Genomic DNA, 18029 nt, shown 5'->3' with positions numbered 1-18029 from the left:
CATGTACCCCACGCGCACCACCTCGACCACGGGCACCCTCCGAGTGCCGGCGGCGGCACCCCCCGTCGCCCCGGTGGCCCCTGCCGCGCCGGCGGAACCGGCGTACGGGCCGGTCCGGCAGGCACCGGCCCCGGTCCGGGGCGTCGCCGCGCCCCGTGGGGCGGCCGGGCCGAGTGCCCCGCCGGCACTGGTGGGTGCCGCCGTCGCGGCGCAGCCGGAACCGGTGGCCGCGGCCGAGACCTCGACGGGCTGGGCCTTCGTGCCGGCGGTCCGGACGGTGGAGGAGGCCGTACTACCGCTGCCGCAGGGACTCGACGTGCCGGCCGCCCGCGCCCAGGCCGAGCCCGAACAGGTCCACACGGGCCTGGGCATCCCGCACCCGCAGGACGAGGCGGCCCACGCCGGGGTGGCGACCCTGCGCCTGCGGATCACCGACGCCGAGGCCGCCGTGGCGCATCCGCGGGAGGCCGGACCGGAGCCCACGAAGCCGGCGCCCGCGTGGCCGACGCCCACGAAGCCGGCGCCCACGAAGCCGGCGCCCACGAAGCCGGCGCCCACGAAGCCGGCGCCCACGAAGCCGGCGCCCGCGTGGCCGGCGCCCACGAAGCCGGCGCCCGTGCGGCCGGCGGCCGTCGTCGAGCCGGAGCCCGAGCCCGAGCACGCGTCCGAGGCGGAACCCGAGCCCGACCCCGAACCCGGATCCGAGCACCCGGCCGTGCGCTCCGGTGTGCCCGGCCCCGGTGTGGCCGAGATCGTCGCCCACGCCGTGGCGCGCGGCCTGGAGCAGCCGGCGCCGGACGACACCCACGGCGTCCCCCGCTTCGGGCGGCAACGCGGCACCGCGGTCACCGAGGTGCCGGTGCACCTGCCCTTCCACGGGGAGCCGAACCGGGGGCCCGCTCGCGCCCGCGACTCGGCTCCCGCGGCAGGCGCGCGGCGCGGCGCCCCCCGTCCCGCCCCCGGCCGCCGGGTCCCCCGGGGTGACGACCGGCTCCGGGAGCACCGCGGCCCGGTACTGCCGGGCTGGATCGGCGTGGGCGTCGGCGGCCTCGCCCTCGCGGGCTGCGCGGCCGTGCTCTGGCGGGCCGGTGTCGTCCCCCCGGTGCTCGTGGCCGCCTTCGGGGGAACGCCCCGCGCCTACCAGGGCCTGCGCGCCACCCGCTGGCCCCCGCTCGCCTTCCTCGGCATCGTCGCGCTGCTCGCCCTCGGTGGCCTCGGCCGCATCCGCACCGGCCACGCCTGGGTGCTCACCCTCTTCGGCCGCTACCGCGGCACCGTCCGCCGCACCGGCCTGACCTGGGTCAGCCCCCTCCTCCTGCGCCGCCGGGTCGACGTACGGCTGCGTCACTGGCGCAGCGAGCCCATGCCCGCCGTGGACTCCGGCGGCCTCGCCCTCCAGGTGGTCGTCCAGGTCGTCTGGCAGGTCAAGGACACGGCCAGGGCCACCCTCGCCGTCGAGGACCACGTGGAGTACCTGGCCGAACAGGTCGAATCCGCCATGGCCCGAGTGCTGTCGCAACTGCCCGCCGACGCCTTCCACGAGGACGCCCCGACCCTGCGCGACGCCGAGGCCGTCGGGGACGCGCTGACCCGGATGCTGGCGGCGGAGACCGAGGCCGTCGGGATCGAGGTCTTCTCGGCCCAGCCGACCCGGATCGAGTACGCGGCCGAGGTCGCCGAAGCCATGCGCCGCCGCCGGGTCGCGGCGATCGACGCCAAGCACCGGGACACGGTGCTGACTTCGGTCGTGGACGCCGTCGACGACACCGTCCACCGGCTGACCTCGCGCGGGCTCGTCGAGCTCGACGACTACGAACGCAAGGCGCTGGTGAAGGACCTCACGGTCGCCTTCTACACGGGCCGCTCCGAGTAGGGCGGCGGGGGACACGGGAACGGGTGGCCGGAAGGGACCGGACCGCCCGTTCCTCCGTTGGTATGGACATGGCCAACTCTCGTCAATAATCTGGGACTTGGTCTAGACCTGAAGTGTCCCCACGCGTGCGCACGCTCTCATCGAACTCCCCCCACGTTCAAGGAGCATCATGCGTAACCTCCGCATGCCCGGACGGGCCGGCGCCGCCGCGCTCGGCCTCGGCCTCGTCGCCGGAATAACCCTCCTCAGCGCCCCCAGCGCCAGCAGTCACGGCTACACCGACACCCCCATCAGCCGCCAGAAGCTCTGCGCCAACAAGACCGTCCTGAACTGCGGCGCCATCCAGTGGGAGCCGCAGAGCGTCGAGGGCCTCAAGGGCTTCCCGACCGCCGGCCCCGCCGACGGCAAGATATGTTCCGCCGGCCTGCCGCAGTTCGCGGAGCTCGACGACCCCCGCGGCGGCGCCTGGCCCACCACCAAGGTCACCAGCGGGCAGAGCTACAGCTTCCGGTGGCAGTTCACCGCCAACCACTCCACCACCGACTTCAAGTACTACGTCACCAAGAACGGCTGGAACGGCACCAGAGCCCTCACCCGCGCCGACCTCGAACCCCAGCCCTTCCTCACCGTCGCCTACAACGGCGCCCGGCCCGCCATGACCACCGTCCACCAGGGGGCCATGCCGAGCGGCCGGACCGGCCGTCACATGATCCTGGCCGTCTGGACGATCAACGACACGGGCAACGCCTTCTACGCCTGCTCCGACGTTCAATTCTGACGTAGCGTCAGCTATCCTCCGGCGGCATGCGGACGACCACTGCACCGGAGACCGTCGCGGAACTCATCGCGCGCCGATGGGGCGACCACCGGCCGGGACTGAAGCACGAGGACGGCGTCCTCACCCACCACCGGGCCGCCCAGGAGGCGGCCGCGCGCGCCGCGCTCCTCGTCGACCTCATGCCTCCGGGGGTCGAACCGCACCTGGGGCTGCTGCTGGACAACATCCCCGAGTTCCCGTTCTGGCTCGGCGCGGCGGCCCTCGCGGGGGCCGCCGTCGCCGGGATCAACCCCACCCGGCGCGGCCCCGAACTGGCCCGCGACATCCTGCACACCGACTGCCGGATCCTGATCACCGACCACGCCCACCTGCCGCTGCTGCGCGGCCTCGACCTGCCGGGCGTACGGCTCCTGGTGACAGGCACCGAGGAGTACGCGGCCCTGCTCGCCCCGTACGCGGCCGCCAAGCCGGGCGAAGCGACGCTCGCCGCCCCCGGCCCGGCTTCCCGGCTGCTCCTCTACTTCACCTCGGGCTCCACCGGCGCCCCCAAGGCCGCGATCTGCACCCAGGGCCGGCTGGCGGCCGCCGGCTCCGCGCTGGCCCGCCGGTTCACGGTCACGCCCGACGACGTCCACTACGTCTGCATGCCGCTGTTCCACGGCAACGCCGTCATCGCCGACTGGCTCCCGGCGCTCGCGGGCGGGGCCGCGGTGGCGCTGCGCCGGCGCTTCTCGGCCTCCGCGTTCCTGGACGACGTACGGGCGTACGGGGCGACGTACTTCACCTACGTCGGGAGGGCCGTCCAGTACCTGCTGGCCACCGAGCCCCGCCCCGACGACCGCGAGCACACCCTGCGGCTCGGCTTCGGCACCGAGGCCGGGGCGGTGGACGCGGCGCGCTTCGCCGAGCGGTTCGGCGTCCGGCTGGTGGAGGGCTACGGGGCCACCGAGGGCGGAGCCTCCGTGCTGGGGGTACCTCCCAGCGGTAGCTGGGGGAACACCCCGGACACCCCGCCGGGCGCCCTGGGCCGGGCCGGGGAGGGGGACGACCTGGCGGTGATCGACCCGGAGACGGGCACGGAATGCCCGGCGGCGCTGCTGGACGGGGACGGCCGCCTGCTGAACGGCTCCGAGGCCATCGGGGAACTGGTCAACCGGGGCCGCAGCCTGTTCGAGGGGTACTGGCGCAATCCGGACGCGGAGGCCGCCCGTACGCGGGACGGCTGGTACTGGACGGGGGACCTCTTCTTCCGGGACGCCGACGGATTCCTCTACTTCGCGGGCCGCACGGACGACCGCCTCCGGGTCGACAGCGAGAACCTCGCCGCCGCGGTGATCGAGAACATCCTGGCCCGCTGGTCCGACGCGGCGGCGGTCGCGGTGTACGCCGTCCCCGACGAGGTCGCGGGTGACCAGGTCATGGCGGCGCTGTCCCTCCGGGAGGGCGCGGTCTTCGACCCGGAGGCCTTCGAGGCCTTCCTGGCCGCGCAGCCGGACCTGGGCACGAAGATGTCGCCGCGCTACGTGCGGATCGTCCCCGAGATGCCGGTCACGGCGACGAACAAGGTCCACCGCGTCGCCCTCCGCCGCGCCGGCTTCCGCTGCGACGACCCGGTCTGGCACCGATCCCCCGCCGGCGACTACCGCCCCCTGGACCACTCCGCCCTCACCACGCTCCTGGCGGCGTACGAGACCCAGGGCCGCCTCGACCTCCTGGACCGCTAGGACGCGGCGCGGCGTGGAGGAAAGGCTCCGCGCAGCGGCCCGCCCGGGCCCGGACGGGGCGGGACGAGGCCAGGCGTACCCCACGCAGGCCCTGGCCGGGGTACCCCTCGGCTATTGGTTTGGAGCACCCCTGAGGACCAGGTAGTATTTTCTCTGTCAGCAGGCGCCGCTAGCTCAGTTGGTTAGAGCAGCTGACTCTTAATCAGCGGGTCCGGGGTTCGAGTCCCTGGCGGCGCACCTGTCCTTCGGGCGGTTTCCGGTTTCACCGGGAACCGCCCGAAGTGTTTTCCGGGCCGGTACCCGACAGAGCGCAGGAGCGCCAGGGGTACCGCGGGTGCCGGGAGCGCTACAGCGTGAGCGACAGCAGCAGTGGCGCGGCCTTCCGGTTCAGCACCTCCGCCGCGGCCCGCAGCCGGTGCGCGTGCTCGACCGGCATCGACAGGGCCAGGCACCCCACCGAGGCCCCGGCGGTGATCGGGACGGCCGCGCAGACCGTGCCCACGGCGTACTCCTGCAGGTCCAGGACGGGCACGGTGGCCGGCTGGGCGTCCAGCTTGGAGAACAGGATCCGCTCGTTCACGATCGTCTTCGACGTGAGCCGTGCGATCTTGTGGCGGGACAGGTGGTCGCGCCGCCCGTTCAGGTCGAGCTGCGTCAGCAGGCACTTGCCGACCGCGCTGGCGTGCGCGGCGGAGCGGAAATCGACCCATTCGTGCACCTTCGGGGTGCGCGGACTGTCCGCGAACTGCGTGATCCTGACCTCGCCGTCCACGTACCGGCTGATGTAGACGGCCGCGCCGACCGAGTCCCGCAGCCGGTCCAGCGTCTCCTGGAGCTTGTCCGTGAGCGCTTGCTGCCGGTCGACGCCGGAGCCGAGCAGGACGAGGGAATCCCCTATGGCATAGGCACCGTCGGACACCTGCAGTACGTATCCCTCCCGGCGCAGCATGAGCAGCATCGGGGCGAGATGGACTGCGGGCAGGCCGGTCTCACGCGCGATCTGCACCTCGGTCACACCACCGGTGTGCCGTGCGATCGTTTCGAGTACGCGTAGTGCGTACTGCACCGAGTGGAACGGCGCGGTCGGCTCGGGCTTCAGCGCCACGGTTTCCCCCTACCAGGTTGTTACCGCTTGCCCTACCACGATAGCCATCAAGAGGCCCGTGTGGAGCGCCTGTTGGGGAGATTGATGGCTCAATCAAGTCCCCCTGCCAGGGCCTACGCCACTGGCATATGCCAAGGTCACGGGCATCGCCCCGGCGCGCCGGGAATGCCCGGCACCGGGCCATGGTTCGCATTCCTCGTACGGTGCCGAACGGGTGCCGAACAAGTGTCGTAGGGACATGGACGCGGGACGGGAGCGACGATGAGTGACGTCGGGGACGCCAGGGGCGCCGATCAGGACGCCGGCCGGCGGGAGGGCCGCGACATGATCCGCGGCACCGCGCGGGGCCGGGCGCCCGTACCGCTCTCGGTCCTGGACCTCGTCACCGTGGGCGCCGGCGGTACCGCCCACGCCTCCCTGCGCACCAGCGTGGAGATCGCCCGGCTCGCAGAGTCCCGCGGCTACCACCGGCACTGGGTCGCCGAGCACCACTCGATGCCCGGCGTCGCCAGTTCCTCCCCGGCCGTGATCCTGGCCCACCTCGCCGCCCACACCTCCCGGATCCGGCTCGGCTCGGGCGGCGTCATGCTGCCCAACCACGCCCCGCTCGCCGTCGCCGAGCAGTTCGGCACCCTGGAGGCGCTCGCCCCGGGGCGGATCGACCTCGGGCTCGGCCGGGCTCCCGGCACCGACGGGCGCACGGCCGCCGCGCTGCGCGGGCCCGGGCGCCTCGACGAGGCCGCGGAGGAGTTCCCCCGGCAGCTCGCGGAGCTCACCCGGTTCCTCGACGACGACTTCCCCGACGGGCACCCGTACGCCCGCGTGCACGCCGTACCGGGCCCGGTGCAGGGCCCCGCCGGACGGCCGCCGCTGTGGCTGCTCGGCTCCTCCGGCTTCAGCGCCCGTCTCGCCGGAGAGCTGGGCCTGCCCTTCGCCTACGCCCACCACTTCTCGGCGGCCGGAACCCTGCCCGCGCTCGACCTCTACCGGCAGAGCTTCCGGCCCTCGGCCGTCCTGGACGCCCCGTACGCCGTCATCGGCGTCTCCGCGCTGGCCGCCGACACCGAGGCGCAGGCGCGCGCCCAGGTGCTCACCGGGGCGCTGTCGATGCTGCGGCTGCGCAGCGGGCGGCCCGGACTGGTCCCGACGCCCGAGGAAGCGGCGGCGTACCCCTTCTCCCCGCTGGAGCGGGAGTTCGTGGACGGCTGGCTCGTGAACATCGTCCACGGGACCGCCGACGAGGTCCGCTCCGGGCTGGACGACCTGGCCGGGCGGACGGGCGCGGACGAGCTGATGCTGACGGCCAACGCCCACAGCGGGGCGGCCCGGTTGCACTCCTACGGGCTCGTCGCAGATGCGTACGGGATGCCCGCGGCAGGCTCGGACCTGACCTGAGCCCATACGAACGGGGTTCGGCTGGTTTCTTGCCGAAACCTTGCCGGAGCATGTCCTAAGGGACCCTTAAACCGCTCGTCACCTGGGGTGGCGAGCGGTTTTTGACGTGCGCTCAGGTCTCTGACTAGGGCATTTGACCGTTCAATGGTCTAGTCCTTCTTTGGTCCAAACCATTGACTGGGGCGTGAGGCGATCGCTATCTCTTCTCTCACCTGAAGCTGACGCTCTCCCCTCCCACCCCCCGGAGGCAGTTCATGCACATCCGTAAACCCCTCATCGCGGCCGCCGCCACGGCCGCGCTGGCAGCCGGAGCGTTCGCCTCCTTCGCCGGACTCGGTACCGCCCAGGCCGTGAGCGCCTCCGCCTCCTCCACCGTCAGTGCGGGCGGCGTGAAGATCGCGTACTACGACCAGTGGAGCGTGTACGGGAACGCCTTCTACCCCAAGCACCTCGATACGCGCGGCATAGCGGGCAAGCTGGACGTCATCAATTACTCGTTCGGCAACATCCACCCCACCGACCTCACCTGTTTCGAGGCGAACAAGGCGGCGGGCGACGACAACAACCCGAACGCCGGTGACGGTGCGGGCGACTCGTACGCCGACTACCAGAAGTCCTTCAGCGCGGTGGACAGCGTCAGCGGCGTCGCCGACACCTGGAACCAGCCGATCGTCGGCGTCTTCAACCAGTTCAAGCAGCTGAAGGCCAAGTACCCGCACCTGAAGATCAACATCTCGCTGGGCGGCTGGACGTACTCGAAGTACTTCCACAACGCGGCGCTGACCGACGCCAGCCGCAAGAAGTTCGTCTCCTCCTGCATCGACCAGTACATCAAGGGCAACCTGCCGGTCGACGGCGGCTACGGCGGCGCGGGCACGGCGGCCGGGATCTTCGACGGCATCGACATCGACTGGGAGTACCCCGGCTCCTCCGGCGGCCACCTGGGCAACAACTACGGTCCCGAGGACAAGGCCAACTACACGCTCCTGCTGAAGGAGTTCCGTACCCAGCTCGACGCCTACGGGGCGGCCAACGGCGGCAAGAAGTACCTGCTGACCTCGGCCCTCCCGGCCGGCCAGGACAAGATCAAGTACATCGAGACCGACAAGATCGGCTCGTACCTCGACTACGCCAACATCATGACGTACGACATGCACGGCGCCTGGGACGGCGACGGGCCGACCTACCACCAGTCCCCGCTCCAGCCCTCGGCGGCCGACCCCACCGACCCGATCGCGCCGGGCACCGAGAAGTACAGCATCGACAACGCGATCGACTCCTGGATCGACGGCAACCCGGCCTACGGCATCGCGGGAGGCTTCCCCGCGAGCAAGCTGACCCTGGGCTACGAGTTCTACTACCGCGGCTGGAAGGGCGTCCCGGCGGGCGCCGCCAACGGCCTCGCCCAGCCCGCCACCGGCGCCTCCGGCGCCCGGCCCACCAGCCAGCAGGCCGGCATCGCGTTGTACAAGGAGCTCGGCGGGATCGTCGACAACCCGGCGACCACCTTCTGGGACGACCGGGCCAAGGCCTCGTACTTCTACAAGGACGGCGAGTTCTTCACCGGCCTGAACCAGCGGTCCATCCAGGCCCGGGTCGACTACGGCAAGCAGCGCGGCCTGGCCGGCGCGATGATGTACTCCCTGCTCGGCCTGGACGGCAACACCACACTGGTGAACCAGATCTCGGACGCCCTGGGCGGCAGCACGGTCCCGCCGACCACGCCTCCCACGACGCCGCCTACCACCCCGCCGACGACGCCTCCGACGACCCCGCCGACCACGGGCTGCGGCTCGACCCCGGCCTACGTCGCGGGCACCGTCTACACCGCCGGCAACGAGGTCTCCCACAACGGCCGCAAGTACAAGGCCCAGTGGTGGACGCAGAACGAGACGCCGGGCACCACCGGTGAATGGGGTGTCTGGAAGGACCTCGGCGCCTGCTGATCCCCCCACCCCGCGCCGAGCGACGCCCCCGCCCTGTCCCCTCTCCCGGGGGCGGGGCGGAGGTGTGTGACATGGTTGCCGGATTCCCGACATCGGTACGTGTCGACGTCGCTACTCTCGGCCACAAGCTCGTTCTCCGCTTGGGGGTGCCGTCTCATGGTCCAGGCCCGTGACATCGATCCCAGTGCCTCGCCGCTGGACTACTACAGCTACGAGTTGCGACGGCTGAGGGAGGAGGCGGGCCTGAAGCAGGCGGAGTTGGGCAGCATCATCTTCTGCACGGGTTCCCTGATCGGAATGATCGAGAACGGTAAGCGGGTACCGACCCGGGACTTCTCCGAACGGGTGGACGCGGCACTGGGCACGGACGGGCACTTCTCCCGGCTGGTGGGGCTGGTCCTGCGGAGCGTGCTGCCGACGTGGTTCCAGGCGTACGCGGAGATGGAGGCCCGGGCGGCGTTCATCTCCACGTTCCAGTGTCAGTTGGTGTACGGACTCCTGCAGACGGAGGACTACGCGCGGGCCGTTCTGGGCGTCGAGAAGCCCGACATGCTCGACGCCGCCGTGGCGGCGCGCATGGATCGGCAGCGGATACTGGCCCGCGACAATCCGCCGGTGCTGTGGGTGGTGCTGGACGAGGCGGCGCTCCATCGGGAGATCGGTGGCCGTGAGGTCATGCGCAACCAACTTGCCCACCTGCTGGACCTTCAGGACCGCCAGTGGCTGGAAATCCAAGTGCTGCCCTTCCAGGCCGGCCAGCACGCGGCAATGATGGGCTCGTTCAACCTTCTGCGGTTCGACGACGACCCGGACATCCACTACAGCGAGAGCTACGACTGCGGCCACATGACGGCCAATCCGCAAGTGATCAAGGAGCGTTCGGTCGGATACGCTCGCTTGCAGGCCGAGGCCCTCTCTCCCCGGGCGTCGGCAGAGCTGATCGCTCGCGTAATGGAGGAACGCTATGGGAAGCATCCAGAACCTGCCGAGCGTGCTGTGGCGTAAGTCGTCCTACAGCGGCTCCAGCGGTGGCGATTGCGTCGAGTGTGCTCCCCTCGGCACCGCCGCCTGGCGCAAGGCTTCGTACAGCGGCTCCAACGGTGGCGAGTGCGTCGAGGTGGCCGCGCAGCCCTGCCTCGTCGCCGTCCGCGACTCCAAGAACCCCGACGGCCCCGCCTTCGCGGTCGGCCCGGAGGCGTTCACCACCTTCGTCCGCAGCCTCTGACCGTACGCAGGGCTGGTTCAGAGCCAGCCCTGCTGTGCTGCTTTGAGGCCGGCTTCGAAGCGGCTCGTGGCATGGAGGCGTTCCATGAGGGCGGACATCTGACGTCTGACGGTGCGCATGGATACCCCGAGGCGCTTGGCGGCTGCCTCGTCGGTCATCCCGGAAGCCAGGAGTTTCAGCAGTTCCAGTTCGGTCGCGGTGGGGCGTGTGTCGCTGGGGCGGGGGCGGTCGGCTCCGAGAGGTACGGCGGAGTCCCACGTCTGCTCGAACAGGGTGGCGAGGGAGGCCACGATTCCCGGCGCGCTGGTGCACAGAGCGCCCAGACGGGAATTGTCAGGGTCGATGGGAACGACCGCCACGGTACGGTCGAACACCAGGAGGCGTGGCGGAAGGAGCGGGCTGGTGCGCACCTGGCCCCCCTGCTCGGTCAGCCACCGGGCGTAGGCCAGCGTCGTCGGATCGTTGCGGGCGCTGTCCTGGTACACCGAGCGCATCTCGATGCCGCGGCCCAGCGCACGCTGGTCCAGCGGTCGGGAGGCCTCCAGGCTTGCCTCCGACAGCGCGCCGCCCGGCAGGATCGCCAGGCATTCCCGGGCCAGTCCATGGGCGAGCTGCTCCAGTCGGCTTTGGATGGCGTCCATCCCCACGAGCCGTTCCGCGCCGTCGACCTCGGTGTTCGGGCTGAGCTCCGCGAATTCGGAGACCACCTGTGCCGCAGCCGCCTTGCTGCGAGCCAATTCCTGCTGCTGCCGGGCCAGCTCCTCCTCCTGACGGCGCAGCAGCAGCTCCAGGCCCAGTTCGGGTCTCACCGCTCGCAGCGCGCCCGGGCTGTCCCGGGACGGTCTGAGCAGGTCGAGGTCGACGAGCCGGTCCAGGCCCTCGCGGACCTGCGGCTGGGTGAGGCCGAGGCGGGCGCTCAGCTCGGCGATCCCTCCCGAGGGATCGGCCAGCATGCCCCGGTACACGGCTTCCACATCGGCCCCGAGCCCCAGTGTTTGCAGCATGTCCCAGCCCCCCGGCTGTAGTTGGGCCGCCTCCGGCGAGCGCCGCCCCCGTGATCGTAGGCGAAGTCTGTCACCAAGGTGCCAGGCCTGTTGGTGACAGCCGGAACCTCTTTTTCACAGGTCGCGAGGGCAGCAACATGGTGTTCACCGGGACGGCGGGGACGAGAGTCCCCGACTCAGGCCAGAGCCGCAAGGACGATCCGGACAGCGCGCAGCACACCGCACCGAACGAATCGCTTCCCGGCTTTCGACCTTGGGGGAAACCATGTTTCGCACCGCCCGCACCGCCCGCTTCGCCGCTGTCGCCGCCGTCTTCGCCGCCCTCTGCGCCGGCGCCTTCACCACCACCTCGGTGACCGCCTCCGCCGAAAGCCGCCACGTCAGCGCCTCCGGCGATGGCAGCATCAACTGGGACACGGCGCCCACGTCCATCGCGGACAGCATCAACTGGGACTAGCCCGCATGCGCGTCATCCGGGCTTCCCTCTCAGGATCTTGTCATGAGCCTGACGAGAAGGGGGTTCTCGCCCTCGTCTGCGATCTGATCTGGGCCCACACTCCCGCGGCGTACGGACTCGAGCACTTGCGGGCCAAAGCCGTCGGCGACGGTGTGGACGTCTACCTCTTCCTGCGTGCCGCTTCGGAAGCCGCAGCTCTCCACCAGGCCCACGCCATCATCGACGGCGCCCGCGCCCCTCTGCAGGCGCACGGCTACAGCACCACCGGCCCGCACCACTGACGGCAGCGCGACGCCGCCGCCCCTTCGGCCCGCCCGCGCACGTTCCCAAGGAGAACGCAGTGACCACCACCCTCCGTCAGGCTGCCCGTAAGAGCGCGGTCGCCGCCCTCTCCAGTGTCATCGGTGCCGGACTGCTCACCGCCGCGACCGTCGCCACCGCCCCGGCCGCACAGGCCGCCACCACCTGTAGCGGGACCGCCTCGATCTACGGCATCCTTCCCGACGGCCGTCTCACCTTCAGCACCATCACGCCGGCCACCGGAGAGTTGAAGAAGGTGCGCATCGGAGCGGACCTGGGGTTCGAGCCCAAAGCGATGGCCACCCTCAACTTCAATACGGTGCTGGTGACATCGACAGCCGGCGCGCTCTATCGCCTCGACGTTCTCACCAACAACGAGTCCCTCGTCCTGGAGCGCCCGCCCGTCAAGATCTTCGACAGCGGCTGGACCCACGACAAGCTCACCTATGACGGACACGGGCATCTGTACGGCACGGCGGGCGGCGCCCTGCTCCAGTACCTGGTCTCGCAGCCCAAGCCGACCGGATCGGCGCACATCGGTCAGCGCAAGGAGATCGGCAGCGGCTTCGTCCTGAAGACCCTCACGGCCGCCGGCGACGACCGGCTGCTCGCCACCACCTCGGCCGGCGCGCTCTACTCCTACAAGATCGGCACCGACGGAACCTGGGACCGCGACGACCTCAAGACCTCCGGCTGGTCCGGCTTCGACAAGGTCGTATCGCCCGGCGGGGGTCTCTACTACGGCCGGATCGAAACCACGGGCGCCATGTACTGGTACAAGGACGCCAACCCGGCCGATGGCACCGGCACCGACATCGCCTACCACAACGACACACCCGTCAATACCGGCGGCTGGACGCAGCAGCTGCTCTCCGCCCAGCCGGAGACCTTCAGTTGCACCACCACCGCTGACCCGCTCGACGGGACCGACATACCCGCTGTGAAGGCGGCCGGCCGCGACCTGATGAACAAGCACGACGGCGGAGCCTGGAACAGCACCACCCAGTGGAACTGCCTGGAGCAGCTGTGGGACAAGGAGAGCGGCTGGCGCTACTGGGCCGACAACCCGGGCTCCACGGCGTACGGCATCCCCCAAGCCCTGCCCGGTTCCAAGATGGACGCCTTCGGCGATGACTGGCGCACCAACCCCATCACCCAGATCAAGTGGGGCCTGTCCTACATCGACGGCCGGTACGACACGCCCTGCGGCGCCTGGAACCACTTCCTGAACAACAACTGGTACTGAGCCGCCCCCGCGTCACGCTCGCTCTCCCCTTCGCTCTCCCTCTTCTCCCCCCTCACACCTCGGCCCGGCGCGCGTACGTCAGGGCTGCCCTGAACCCGGAGACATCCATGTTCTCGTCGTCCCGCAAGCACCGCTTCGCCGCCTCCACCCTCGCCGTCGCCGCCACCACCCTCGGCATGGTCACCCTCAGCTCGGCGCCGGCCCAGGCCGCCGCGATCTGCGGCGGCGACGTGTCGGTCTACGGCACCCTCCCCGACGGACGCCTCACCTACACGGCGATATCCCCCAACACCGGCGACCGCGTCAAGACCCTGATCGGCGCGAACCTCGGCTTCACGCCCAAGGCGATGGCCACCCTCAACTTCAACACCGTCCTCGTGACGTCGACGGCCGGCGACCTGTACCGCGTCGACATCCAGACCAACGACAACGCCCTGGCCCTGGCCGGAGTCACCAAGATCTGGGACGGCGGCTGGACCTTCGACAAGATGACCTACGACGGCGCCGGGCACCTCTACGGCACGGTCGCCGGCCAGCTCCACCGGTACAACGTCTCCCAGGCCAAGCCCAGCGGGCCCGCCCACATCGCCAAGCACGCGGTGATCGACGAGGGCTTCGTCCTCAAGACGCTCGCCGCCGCCGGCGACGATGTCCTCATCGCCAGCACGGCCGACGGCAGGCTGCTCTCCTACCAGATCAACGGCGTCGGGGACTGGGAGAGTTCGGAGCTCAAGAGCGACGGCTGGTCGGCGGTCGACAGCCTGGTCTCGCCCGGCGGCGGCCTCTACTACGGCCGTACGAACGGCGGGATGTACTGGTACCACGACGCCGACCCCACGGACGGCAAGGGCAGCGACATCGCCTACCACTCCAACGACCCGGTCGACGCGAGCGGCTGGACCCAGACCCTGCTCTCCGCCTTCGCCAACGACTGCACCTACCAGCCGCCGGCGCCCCCCACTCCCACCCCCTCCAGCAAGGGTGGGCAGATCGCCCGCAGCGAGATCATGAGCCGCGCCGTGAACTGGCTGAACCGCGACATCCCCTACAACCAGGGTGCTTACGCCACCGACCCGGACGGGGACCACACCTACCGCACCGACTGCTCCGGCTTCGTCTCCATGGTCTGGCACGCCGACAGCAGCTACACGACCTACAGCCTGCCGGGCGTCGGCAGCACCATCTCCAAGTCCGACCTCCTGCCCGGTGACGCGCTGAACACCCAGGACGGGCACGTGGTGCTCTTCGAGAAGTGGGTCGACAAGGCCGCCGGCAAGTTCTCGTACATCCACGAGGCCAACACCGCGGACGACATGATGCGCGGTCAGGACTACCTCAACGGCGGCAGCGACGGACGCATCGCCGGCCACGCCGCCTCGGGCTACGTCGCCCTGCGCTACGACAAGGTCGTCAACGGATAGCACGTACCCCGGCCCGCCCGCCCCGTGCCCCTCCCGGTTCTCAGACGAGGGGGTGCGGGGCGGGCTCGTCGGGCTGTGCGGCGGCGGAAGCCGAAGCGGAATCCGAGGCAGCGGCCGCGGCCGCCGCCTGGCGGCCGATCATGCGGGCGATCACGTCCGGGGCCACCGCGCGGGAGTAGAGCCAGCCCTGCCCCGTGTCGCAGCCGACACGGCGCAGCCGGGCCGCCTGCCCGGCGGTTTCCACGCACTCCGCCGTCACCGTCAGACCCAGCCGGTGCGCGAGCTGGACCAGCGCCTCGACGATGGTCTCGTCGGCCGGATTCGGGTGCGCGCCCTCCTCGTAGCGGAAGCCCCGTACGAAGGAGCCGTCCAGCTTCAGCACCGAGACCGGCAGCCGGCTGAGGTAGGCCAGGTTCGAGTACCCGGTCCCGAAGTCGTCGATCGCGATCCGCACGCCCATGTCGCTCAGCGCCTGGAGGGCCTGGAGCGGCCGGCCCGCCGAGCCCATCACGGCCGACTCGGTCAGCTCCAGCTGGAGCAGCTGCGGCGCCAGCCCGGTCTCGGCCAGGATCTCCGCGACATCGCCCACCAGGTCCGAGTCCCACACCTGGCGCACCGCGACGTTGACCGACACGAAGACCGGGGAGTCGCTGGGCTGCTCGATCTGCCAGCGCCGCGCCTGCCGGCAGGCCGTGCGCAGCACCCACTGCCCCAGCTGGACGATGGATCCGTCCTCTTCCGCAATTCCGATGAACCGATTCGGCGTGAGCGTGCCGAACTGCGGGTGGACCCAGCGCACCAGCGCCTCCACCCCGCGCACCGCCCCGCTCTCCAGGTCCACCAGAGGCTGGTACTCCAGCTCGAACTCCCCGCGCTCCACGGCAGGCCGGAGGGTGGAGGACAGGGCCTGCCGCGTCACGCGGTGGGCGTTGCGCTCCGGGTCGAAGAGGGTCCAGCGGGCTTTGCCGTCCGCCTTCGCCCAGTACAGGGTCGTGTCGGCGGCCTGCATCAGCCCGGTCGCCGAGGTCCCGGCGGTCGCCCGCTCCACCACCCCGATCGACGCGGAGACCGACAGCCGCTGACCGGCCAGGTCGAACGGCTCCTGGAGGGCGGCCAGTACGCCGCGCGCCAGGTCCGCGAGCTGTTCGGTGCCGGTGGAGTCCTCGACGAGCAGGGCGAACTCGTCGCCCCCCAGCCGGGCCACCAGGTGCCCGCTCGTGCGCCCGTACCCGGACTGGTCGGCGCACTGGGTCAGCCGCGCCGCGACGGCGGCGAGCAGCCGGTCGCCGACCCGGTGGCCGAGGGTGTCGTTGACCGCCTTGAACCCGTCGAGGTCCAGGTAGCACAGCCCGATCCGGCCGGTGCCGCCGCCGTGGTCGTACGAGGACGCCTCCAGGGCGGCGGAGAGCCGCTCGAAGAACAGCGCCCGGTTGGGCAGCCGGGTGACCGGGTCGTGCATCTGGAGGTGCCGCAGGCGGGCCTGGAGGTCGCGCCGGTCGCTGATGTCGGCGACGGACAGCAGGACGTCGCCGGTCCCGGGTACGGGCCCCAGGGTGACCTCGGTCCACAGCGAGTGCCCGTCGGGGTGCTTGAGGCGGCGGGTGCAGCGCAGCCGCGCCTGCCGCCCGCGGAGCACCTCCTGGTACGCGGCCCAGGTGCGGGCCTCGGCGGCCAGGTCCACCAGGTCGGCGGCGCACCGGTGGACGAGTGCGTGCGGCTCGGCGCCGAGCAGGCCGGCGAAGGCCTGGTTCGCGGCCACGACGTAGCCGTCGCGGTCGACGACGGCCATGGGGAGGTGGGCCGCGTTGAACGCGGCCCGGTAGTCGCGCCGTTCGGACTCGTCCCGCGGCGGGGTCCGCGACGGGGCTGCCGTCGCCGACACTGCTCCGTGACGCTCCGTAGTGGCCGATCGGATGCTGTCGGCCGCCGAACCGGTTCCTTCTGAGGTTCCGCCCACCGTTGGCCCCGCAGTGCTCGTGAGTGTCCGTGCAGGAAAGTGTGCCGATCATAGAGGCTGCCGGGAGGCCTCATCCAGCGGCGTCGCCGTGTGAGGGGCGGGAGTTCGGTGTGATGACGGATTGGCCGACCAAGATCGGTTGATCGTTTCTGCGCGGCTCTGAGCGTGCGGGGGCGGCTGCTGATCCCGCGTGATCGGGCGTGACGTTCTGTAGGCAACCGCGTGAATCCCGGGGGTCACCGGCTTGCCGTATCGCTCACTCGTGTGGGGCAGCGGAACAGGGCATTAGTAAGACAAGCGCCTCAAGGTGGACGAGATGGTACGAATCCACCACCGGAGGTCGATGTGCCGCGACAGGAGACACCCGGGGGAGTGGACCGCTCCCGCATCCGAAGTGCGGCGGCAGCGCTCACATCCCTGACGGCACTCGCCGCCATGTCGCTCGTCGCGGGGCCCGCGGTGGCCGCCCCCGGGGCCGGGCCGTGCGCGCTGACCCGTACGGACGCCCATCACTCGCTGGGCCTCGACACCTGGAACCGCGCCTACCCGCGGCCCGAGCGCACCCTCGACGCGGTCATGGTCTTCCTCTCCTTCCCCGACCACCGGACCACCCTGCGGCCCGAAGAGATCGCCGGCGACTACTTCCCCGCCACCAGCGACTTCTTCGAGCGGGCCTCGTACGGCAGGTTCAACCTGGTCCCGCACCCGCAGAAGCAGTGGATCCGGATGCCCAAGCCGGCCGCCGCGTACGGGATACAGCGCGACTGGGCCCCCGAGGACCGGGCGGCCTACCTGCGGGACGCGGTGGCCGCCGCCGACCCCGAGGTGGACTTCGCCAAGTTCGACGTCGTCTACTTCGTCGCCGACCCGGACGCGCCCGGGGTGGACTCCGATGCCACCAAGGTCGTCAACTTCGACCGCCCGCTCCGGGCCGACGGCACGGACCTGCGGCGGATCGTCACCGTCTTCGAGCGGCACCCGCCGGACCGCAACGTGCTCGCGCACGAGACCGGGCACGTCTTCGACCTGCCCGACCTCTACCACCGGCCGAGCGACGGCAAGGGCGACTGGGACACCTACGTCGGCGACTGGGACGTCATGGGCAGCCAGTTCGGGATGTCGCCGGACCTCTTCGCCTGGCACAAGTGGAAGCTGGGCTGGCTGGACCCCGCCCAGGTGGACTGCGTGCGGTCGGGCTCCTCGCTGCACACCCTGCAGCCGCTGGCGGAGGTCCCGGTGCGGGGCGGTACGGGCGGGACCCGGCTCGCCGTGATCCGTACGGGCCCCGGCAGCGCGATCGCCGTCGAGGCGCGGGGCTCCGCCGGCAACGATGGGGACACCTGCACGGAAGGGGTCCTGGTCTACCGGGTCCGCAATGAGGCGGCCTCGGGCGGCGGCCCGATCGAGGTCCTGGACGCCCATCCGTCGACGGAGGCGTGCTGGGACCGCTCGGTGTACCCGCCGCTGGCGGACGCGCCGCTGGAGGTGGGCGAGACGTACACCGTGCCGGGGGAGCGGATCACGATCGAGGTGGCGGACCGCACCCCGTCGGGTGCGTACACCGTGAAGATCACGACGTGACGGAGGAGCGCGAAGGC

General features: G+C 71.2%; 15 protein-coding genes and 1 tRNA gene. 13 read left to right on the top strand and 3 right to left on the bottom strand.

Translation table 11 applies throughout. The features are described from left to right. Position 1 precedes the first annotated feature (1 nt). From OG429_RS15250 to OG429_RS15235, 4 genes are all read left to right on the top strand, one after another. Positions 2–1873 (top strand): SPFH domain-containing protein, encoded by a 1872-nt coding sequence (locus OG429_RS15250; protein WP_328925875.1) that lies wholly within the window; start codon positions 2–4, stop codon positions 1871–1873. Positions 1874–2057: 184 nt separating this feature from the next. Next, complete coding sequence (locus OG429_RS15245) at positions 2058–2651, top strand: lytic polysaccharide monooxygenase auxiliary activity family 9 protein (RefSeq protein ID WP_328930275.1); 594 nt, start codon at positions 2058–2060, stop codon at positions 2649–2651. Positions 2652–2677: 26 nt separating this feature from the next. Next, positions 2678–4375 carry an AMP-binding protein gene (locus OG429_RS15240; protein ID WP_328925874.1) on the top strand — a complete coding sequence of 566 codons (1698 nt, stop codon included), beginning with the start codon at positions 2678–2680 and terminating at the stop codon, positions 4373–4375. A 163-nt stretch (positions 4376–4538) separates the two neighbouring features. Then, positions 4539–4612, top strand: a tRNA-Lys gene (locus tag OG429_RS15235). A 109-nt stretch (positions 4613–4721) separates the two neighbouring features. On the opposite strand, the gene OG429_RS15230 is transcribed toward OG429_RS15235, so the two are convergent. Continuing rightward, positions 4722–5480 (bottom strand): IclR family transcriptional regulator, encoded by a 759-nt coding sequence (locus OG429_RS15230; RefSeq protein ID WP_328925873.1) that lies wholly within the window; start codon positions 5478–5480, stop codon positions 4722–4724. 261 nt (positions 5481–5741) lie between these two features. Between OG429_RS15230 and OG429_RS15225 the strand changes: the two genes are divergently transcribed. The 4 genes from OG429_RS15225 (at position 5742) to OG429_RS15210 (ending at position 10046) form a co-directional block, all read left to right on the top strand. Next, positions 5742–6875 (top strand): LLM class flavin-dependent oxidoreductase, encoded by a 1134-nt coding sequence (locus OG429_RS15225; protein ID WP_328925872.1) that lies wholly within the window; start codon positions 5742–5744, stop codon positions 6873–6875. Between the two features lie 254 nt (positions 6876–7129). Next, the gene (locus OG429_RS15220) at positions 7130–8821 is read left to right on the top strand and encodes a glycosyl hydrolase family 18 protein (protein ID WP_328925871.1); all 1692 of its coding nucleotides are present in this window, start codon (positions 7130–7132) and stop codon (positions 8819–8821) included. A 156-nt stretch (positions 8822–8977) separates the two neighbouring features. After that, a complete protein-coding gene (locus OG429_RS15215) occupies positions 8978–9826 on the top strand; it encodes a helix-turn-helix domain-containing protein (RefSeq protein ID WP_328925870.1) in 849 nt (282 codons plus the stop codon). After that, complete coding sequence (locus OG429_RS15210; protein WP_328925869.1) at positions 9786–10046, top strand: DUF397 domain-containing protein; 261 nt, start codon at positions 9786–9788, stop codon at positions 10044–10046. The genes OG429_RS15215 and OG429_RS15210 overlap by 41 nt, the downstream gene beginning before the upstream one ends. Positions 10047–10063: 17 nt before the next feature. Here OG429_RS15210 and OG429_RS15205 read toward each other — a convergent pair whose 3' ends face one another. Then, positions 10064–11050: a helix-turn-helix transcriptional regulator gene (locus tag OG429_RS15205; protein ID WP_328925868.1), complete on the bottom strand. Its 987-nt coding sequence runs from the start codon at positions 11048–11050 to the stop codon at positions 10064–10066. Between the two features lie 265 nt (positions 11051–11315). Between OG429_RS15205 and OG429_RS15200 the strand changes: the two genes are divergently transcribed. The 4 genes from OG429_RS15200 to OG429_RS15185 all read left to right on the top strand — a co-directional run bounded on the left by OG429_RS15200 (position 11316) and on the right by OG429_RS15185 (position 14474). After that, the gene (locus tag OG429_RS15200; protein WP_328925867.1) at positions 11316–11507 is read left to right on the top strand and encodes a hypothetical protein; all 192 of its coding nucleotides are present in this window, start codon (positions 11316–11318) and stop codon (positions 11505–11507) included. Between the two features lie 125 nt (positions 11508–11632). Then, complete coding sequence (locus OG429_RS15195; RefSeq protein WP_328925866.1) at positions 11633–11788, top strand: hypothetical protein; 156 nt, start codon at positions 11633–11635, stop codon at positions 11786–11788. 59 nt (positions 11789–11847) lie between these two features. Then, the gene (locus OG429_RS15190; protein ID WP_328925865.1) at positions 11848–13053 is read left to right on the top strand and encodes a tachylectin-related carbohydrate-binding protein; all 1206 of its coding nucleotides are present in this window, start codon (positions 11848–11850) and stop codon (positions 13051–13053) included. 107 nt (positions 13054–13160) lie between these two features. After that, positions 13161–14474, top strand: coding sequence for a hypothetical protein (locus OG429_RS15185; protein ID WP_328925864.1), 1314 nt, complete (start codon positions 13161–13163; stop codon positions 14472–14474). Positions 14475–14514: 40 nt separating this feature from the next. On the opposite strand, the gene OG429_RS15180 is transcribed toward OG429_RS15185, so the two are convergent. Beyond that, complete coding sequence (locus OG429_RS15180; protein ID WP_405679913.1) at positions 14515–16431, bottom strand: putative bifunctional diguanylate cyclase/phosphodiesterase; 1917 nt, start codon at positions 16429–16431, stop codon at positions 14515–14517. A gap of 345 nt (positions 16432–16776) precedes the next feature. Here OG429_RS15180 and OG429_RS15175 point away from each other — a divergent pair, with 345 nt between their 5' ends. Further along, positions 16777–18012: a M6 family metalloprotease domain-containing protein gene (locus OG429_RS15175; RefSeq protein WP_328925862.1), complete on the top strand. Its 1236-nt coding sequence runs from the start codon at positions 16777–16779 to the stop codon at positions 18010–18012. Positions 18013–18029 lie beyond the last annotated feature (17 nt).

It is taken from the genome of Streptomyces sp. NBC_00190, assembly GCF_036203305.1.
GTDB lineage: Bacteria > Actinomycetota > Actinomycetes > Streptomycetales > Streptomycetaceae > Streptomyces.
This window is presented reverse-complemented; position numbering and strand designations above follow the sequence as displayed.

Excerpts from the sequence above, each read along its gene's own strand:
- OG429_RS15245 (WP_328930275.1), top strand. The coding sequence starts at position 2,058 with ATGCCCGGACGGGCCGGCGCCGCCGCGCTCGGCCTCGGCCTCGTCGCC.
- OG429_RS15205 (WP_328925868.1), bottom strand. The coding sequence starts at position 11,050 with ATGCTGCAAACACTGGGGCTCGGGGCCGATGTGGAAGCCGTGTACCGG.
- OG429_RS15225 (WP_328925872.1), top strand. The coding sequence starts at position 5,742 with ATGAGTGACGTCGGGGACGCCAGGGGCGCCGATCAGGACGCCGGCCGG.
- OG429_RS15240 (WP_328925874.1), top strand. The coding sequence starts at position 2,678 with ATGCGGACGACCACTGCACCGGAGACCGTCGCGGAACTCATCGCGCGC.
- OG429_RS15210 (WP_328925869.1), top strand. The coding sequence starts at position 9,786 with ATGGGAAGCATCCAGAACCTGCCGAGCGTGCTGTGGCGTAAGTCGTCC.
- OG429_RS15250 (WP_328925875.1), top strand. The coding sequence starts at position 2 with ATGTACCCCACGCGCACCACCTCGACCACGGGCACCCTCCGAGTGCCG.
- OG429_RS15185 (WP_328925864.1), top strand. The coding sequence starts at position 13,161 with ATGTTCTCGTCGTCCCGCAAGCACCGCTTCGCCGCCTCCACCCTCGCC.
- OG429_RS15220 (WP_328925871.1), top strand. The coding sequence starts at position 7,130 with ATGCACATCCGTAAACCCCTCATCGCGGCCGCCGCCACGGCCGCGCTG.
- OG429_RS15200 (WP_328925867.1), top strand. The coding sequence starts at position 11,316 with ATGTTTCGCACCGCCCGCACCGCCCGCTTCGCCGCTGTCGCCGCCGTC.
- OG429_RS15215 (WP_328925870.1), top strand. The coding sequence starts at position 8,978 with ATGGTCCAGGCCCGTGACATCGATCCCAGTGCCTCGCCGCTGGACTAC.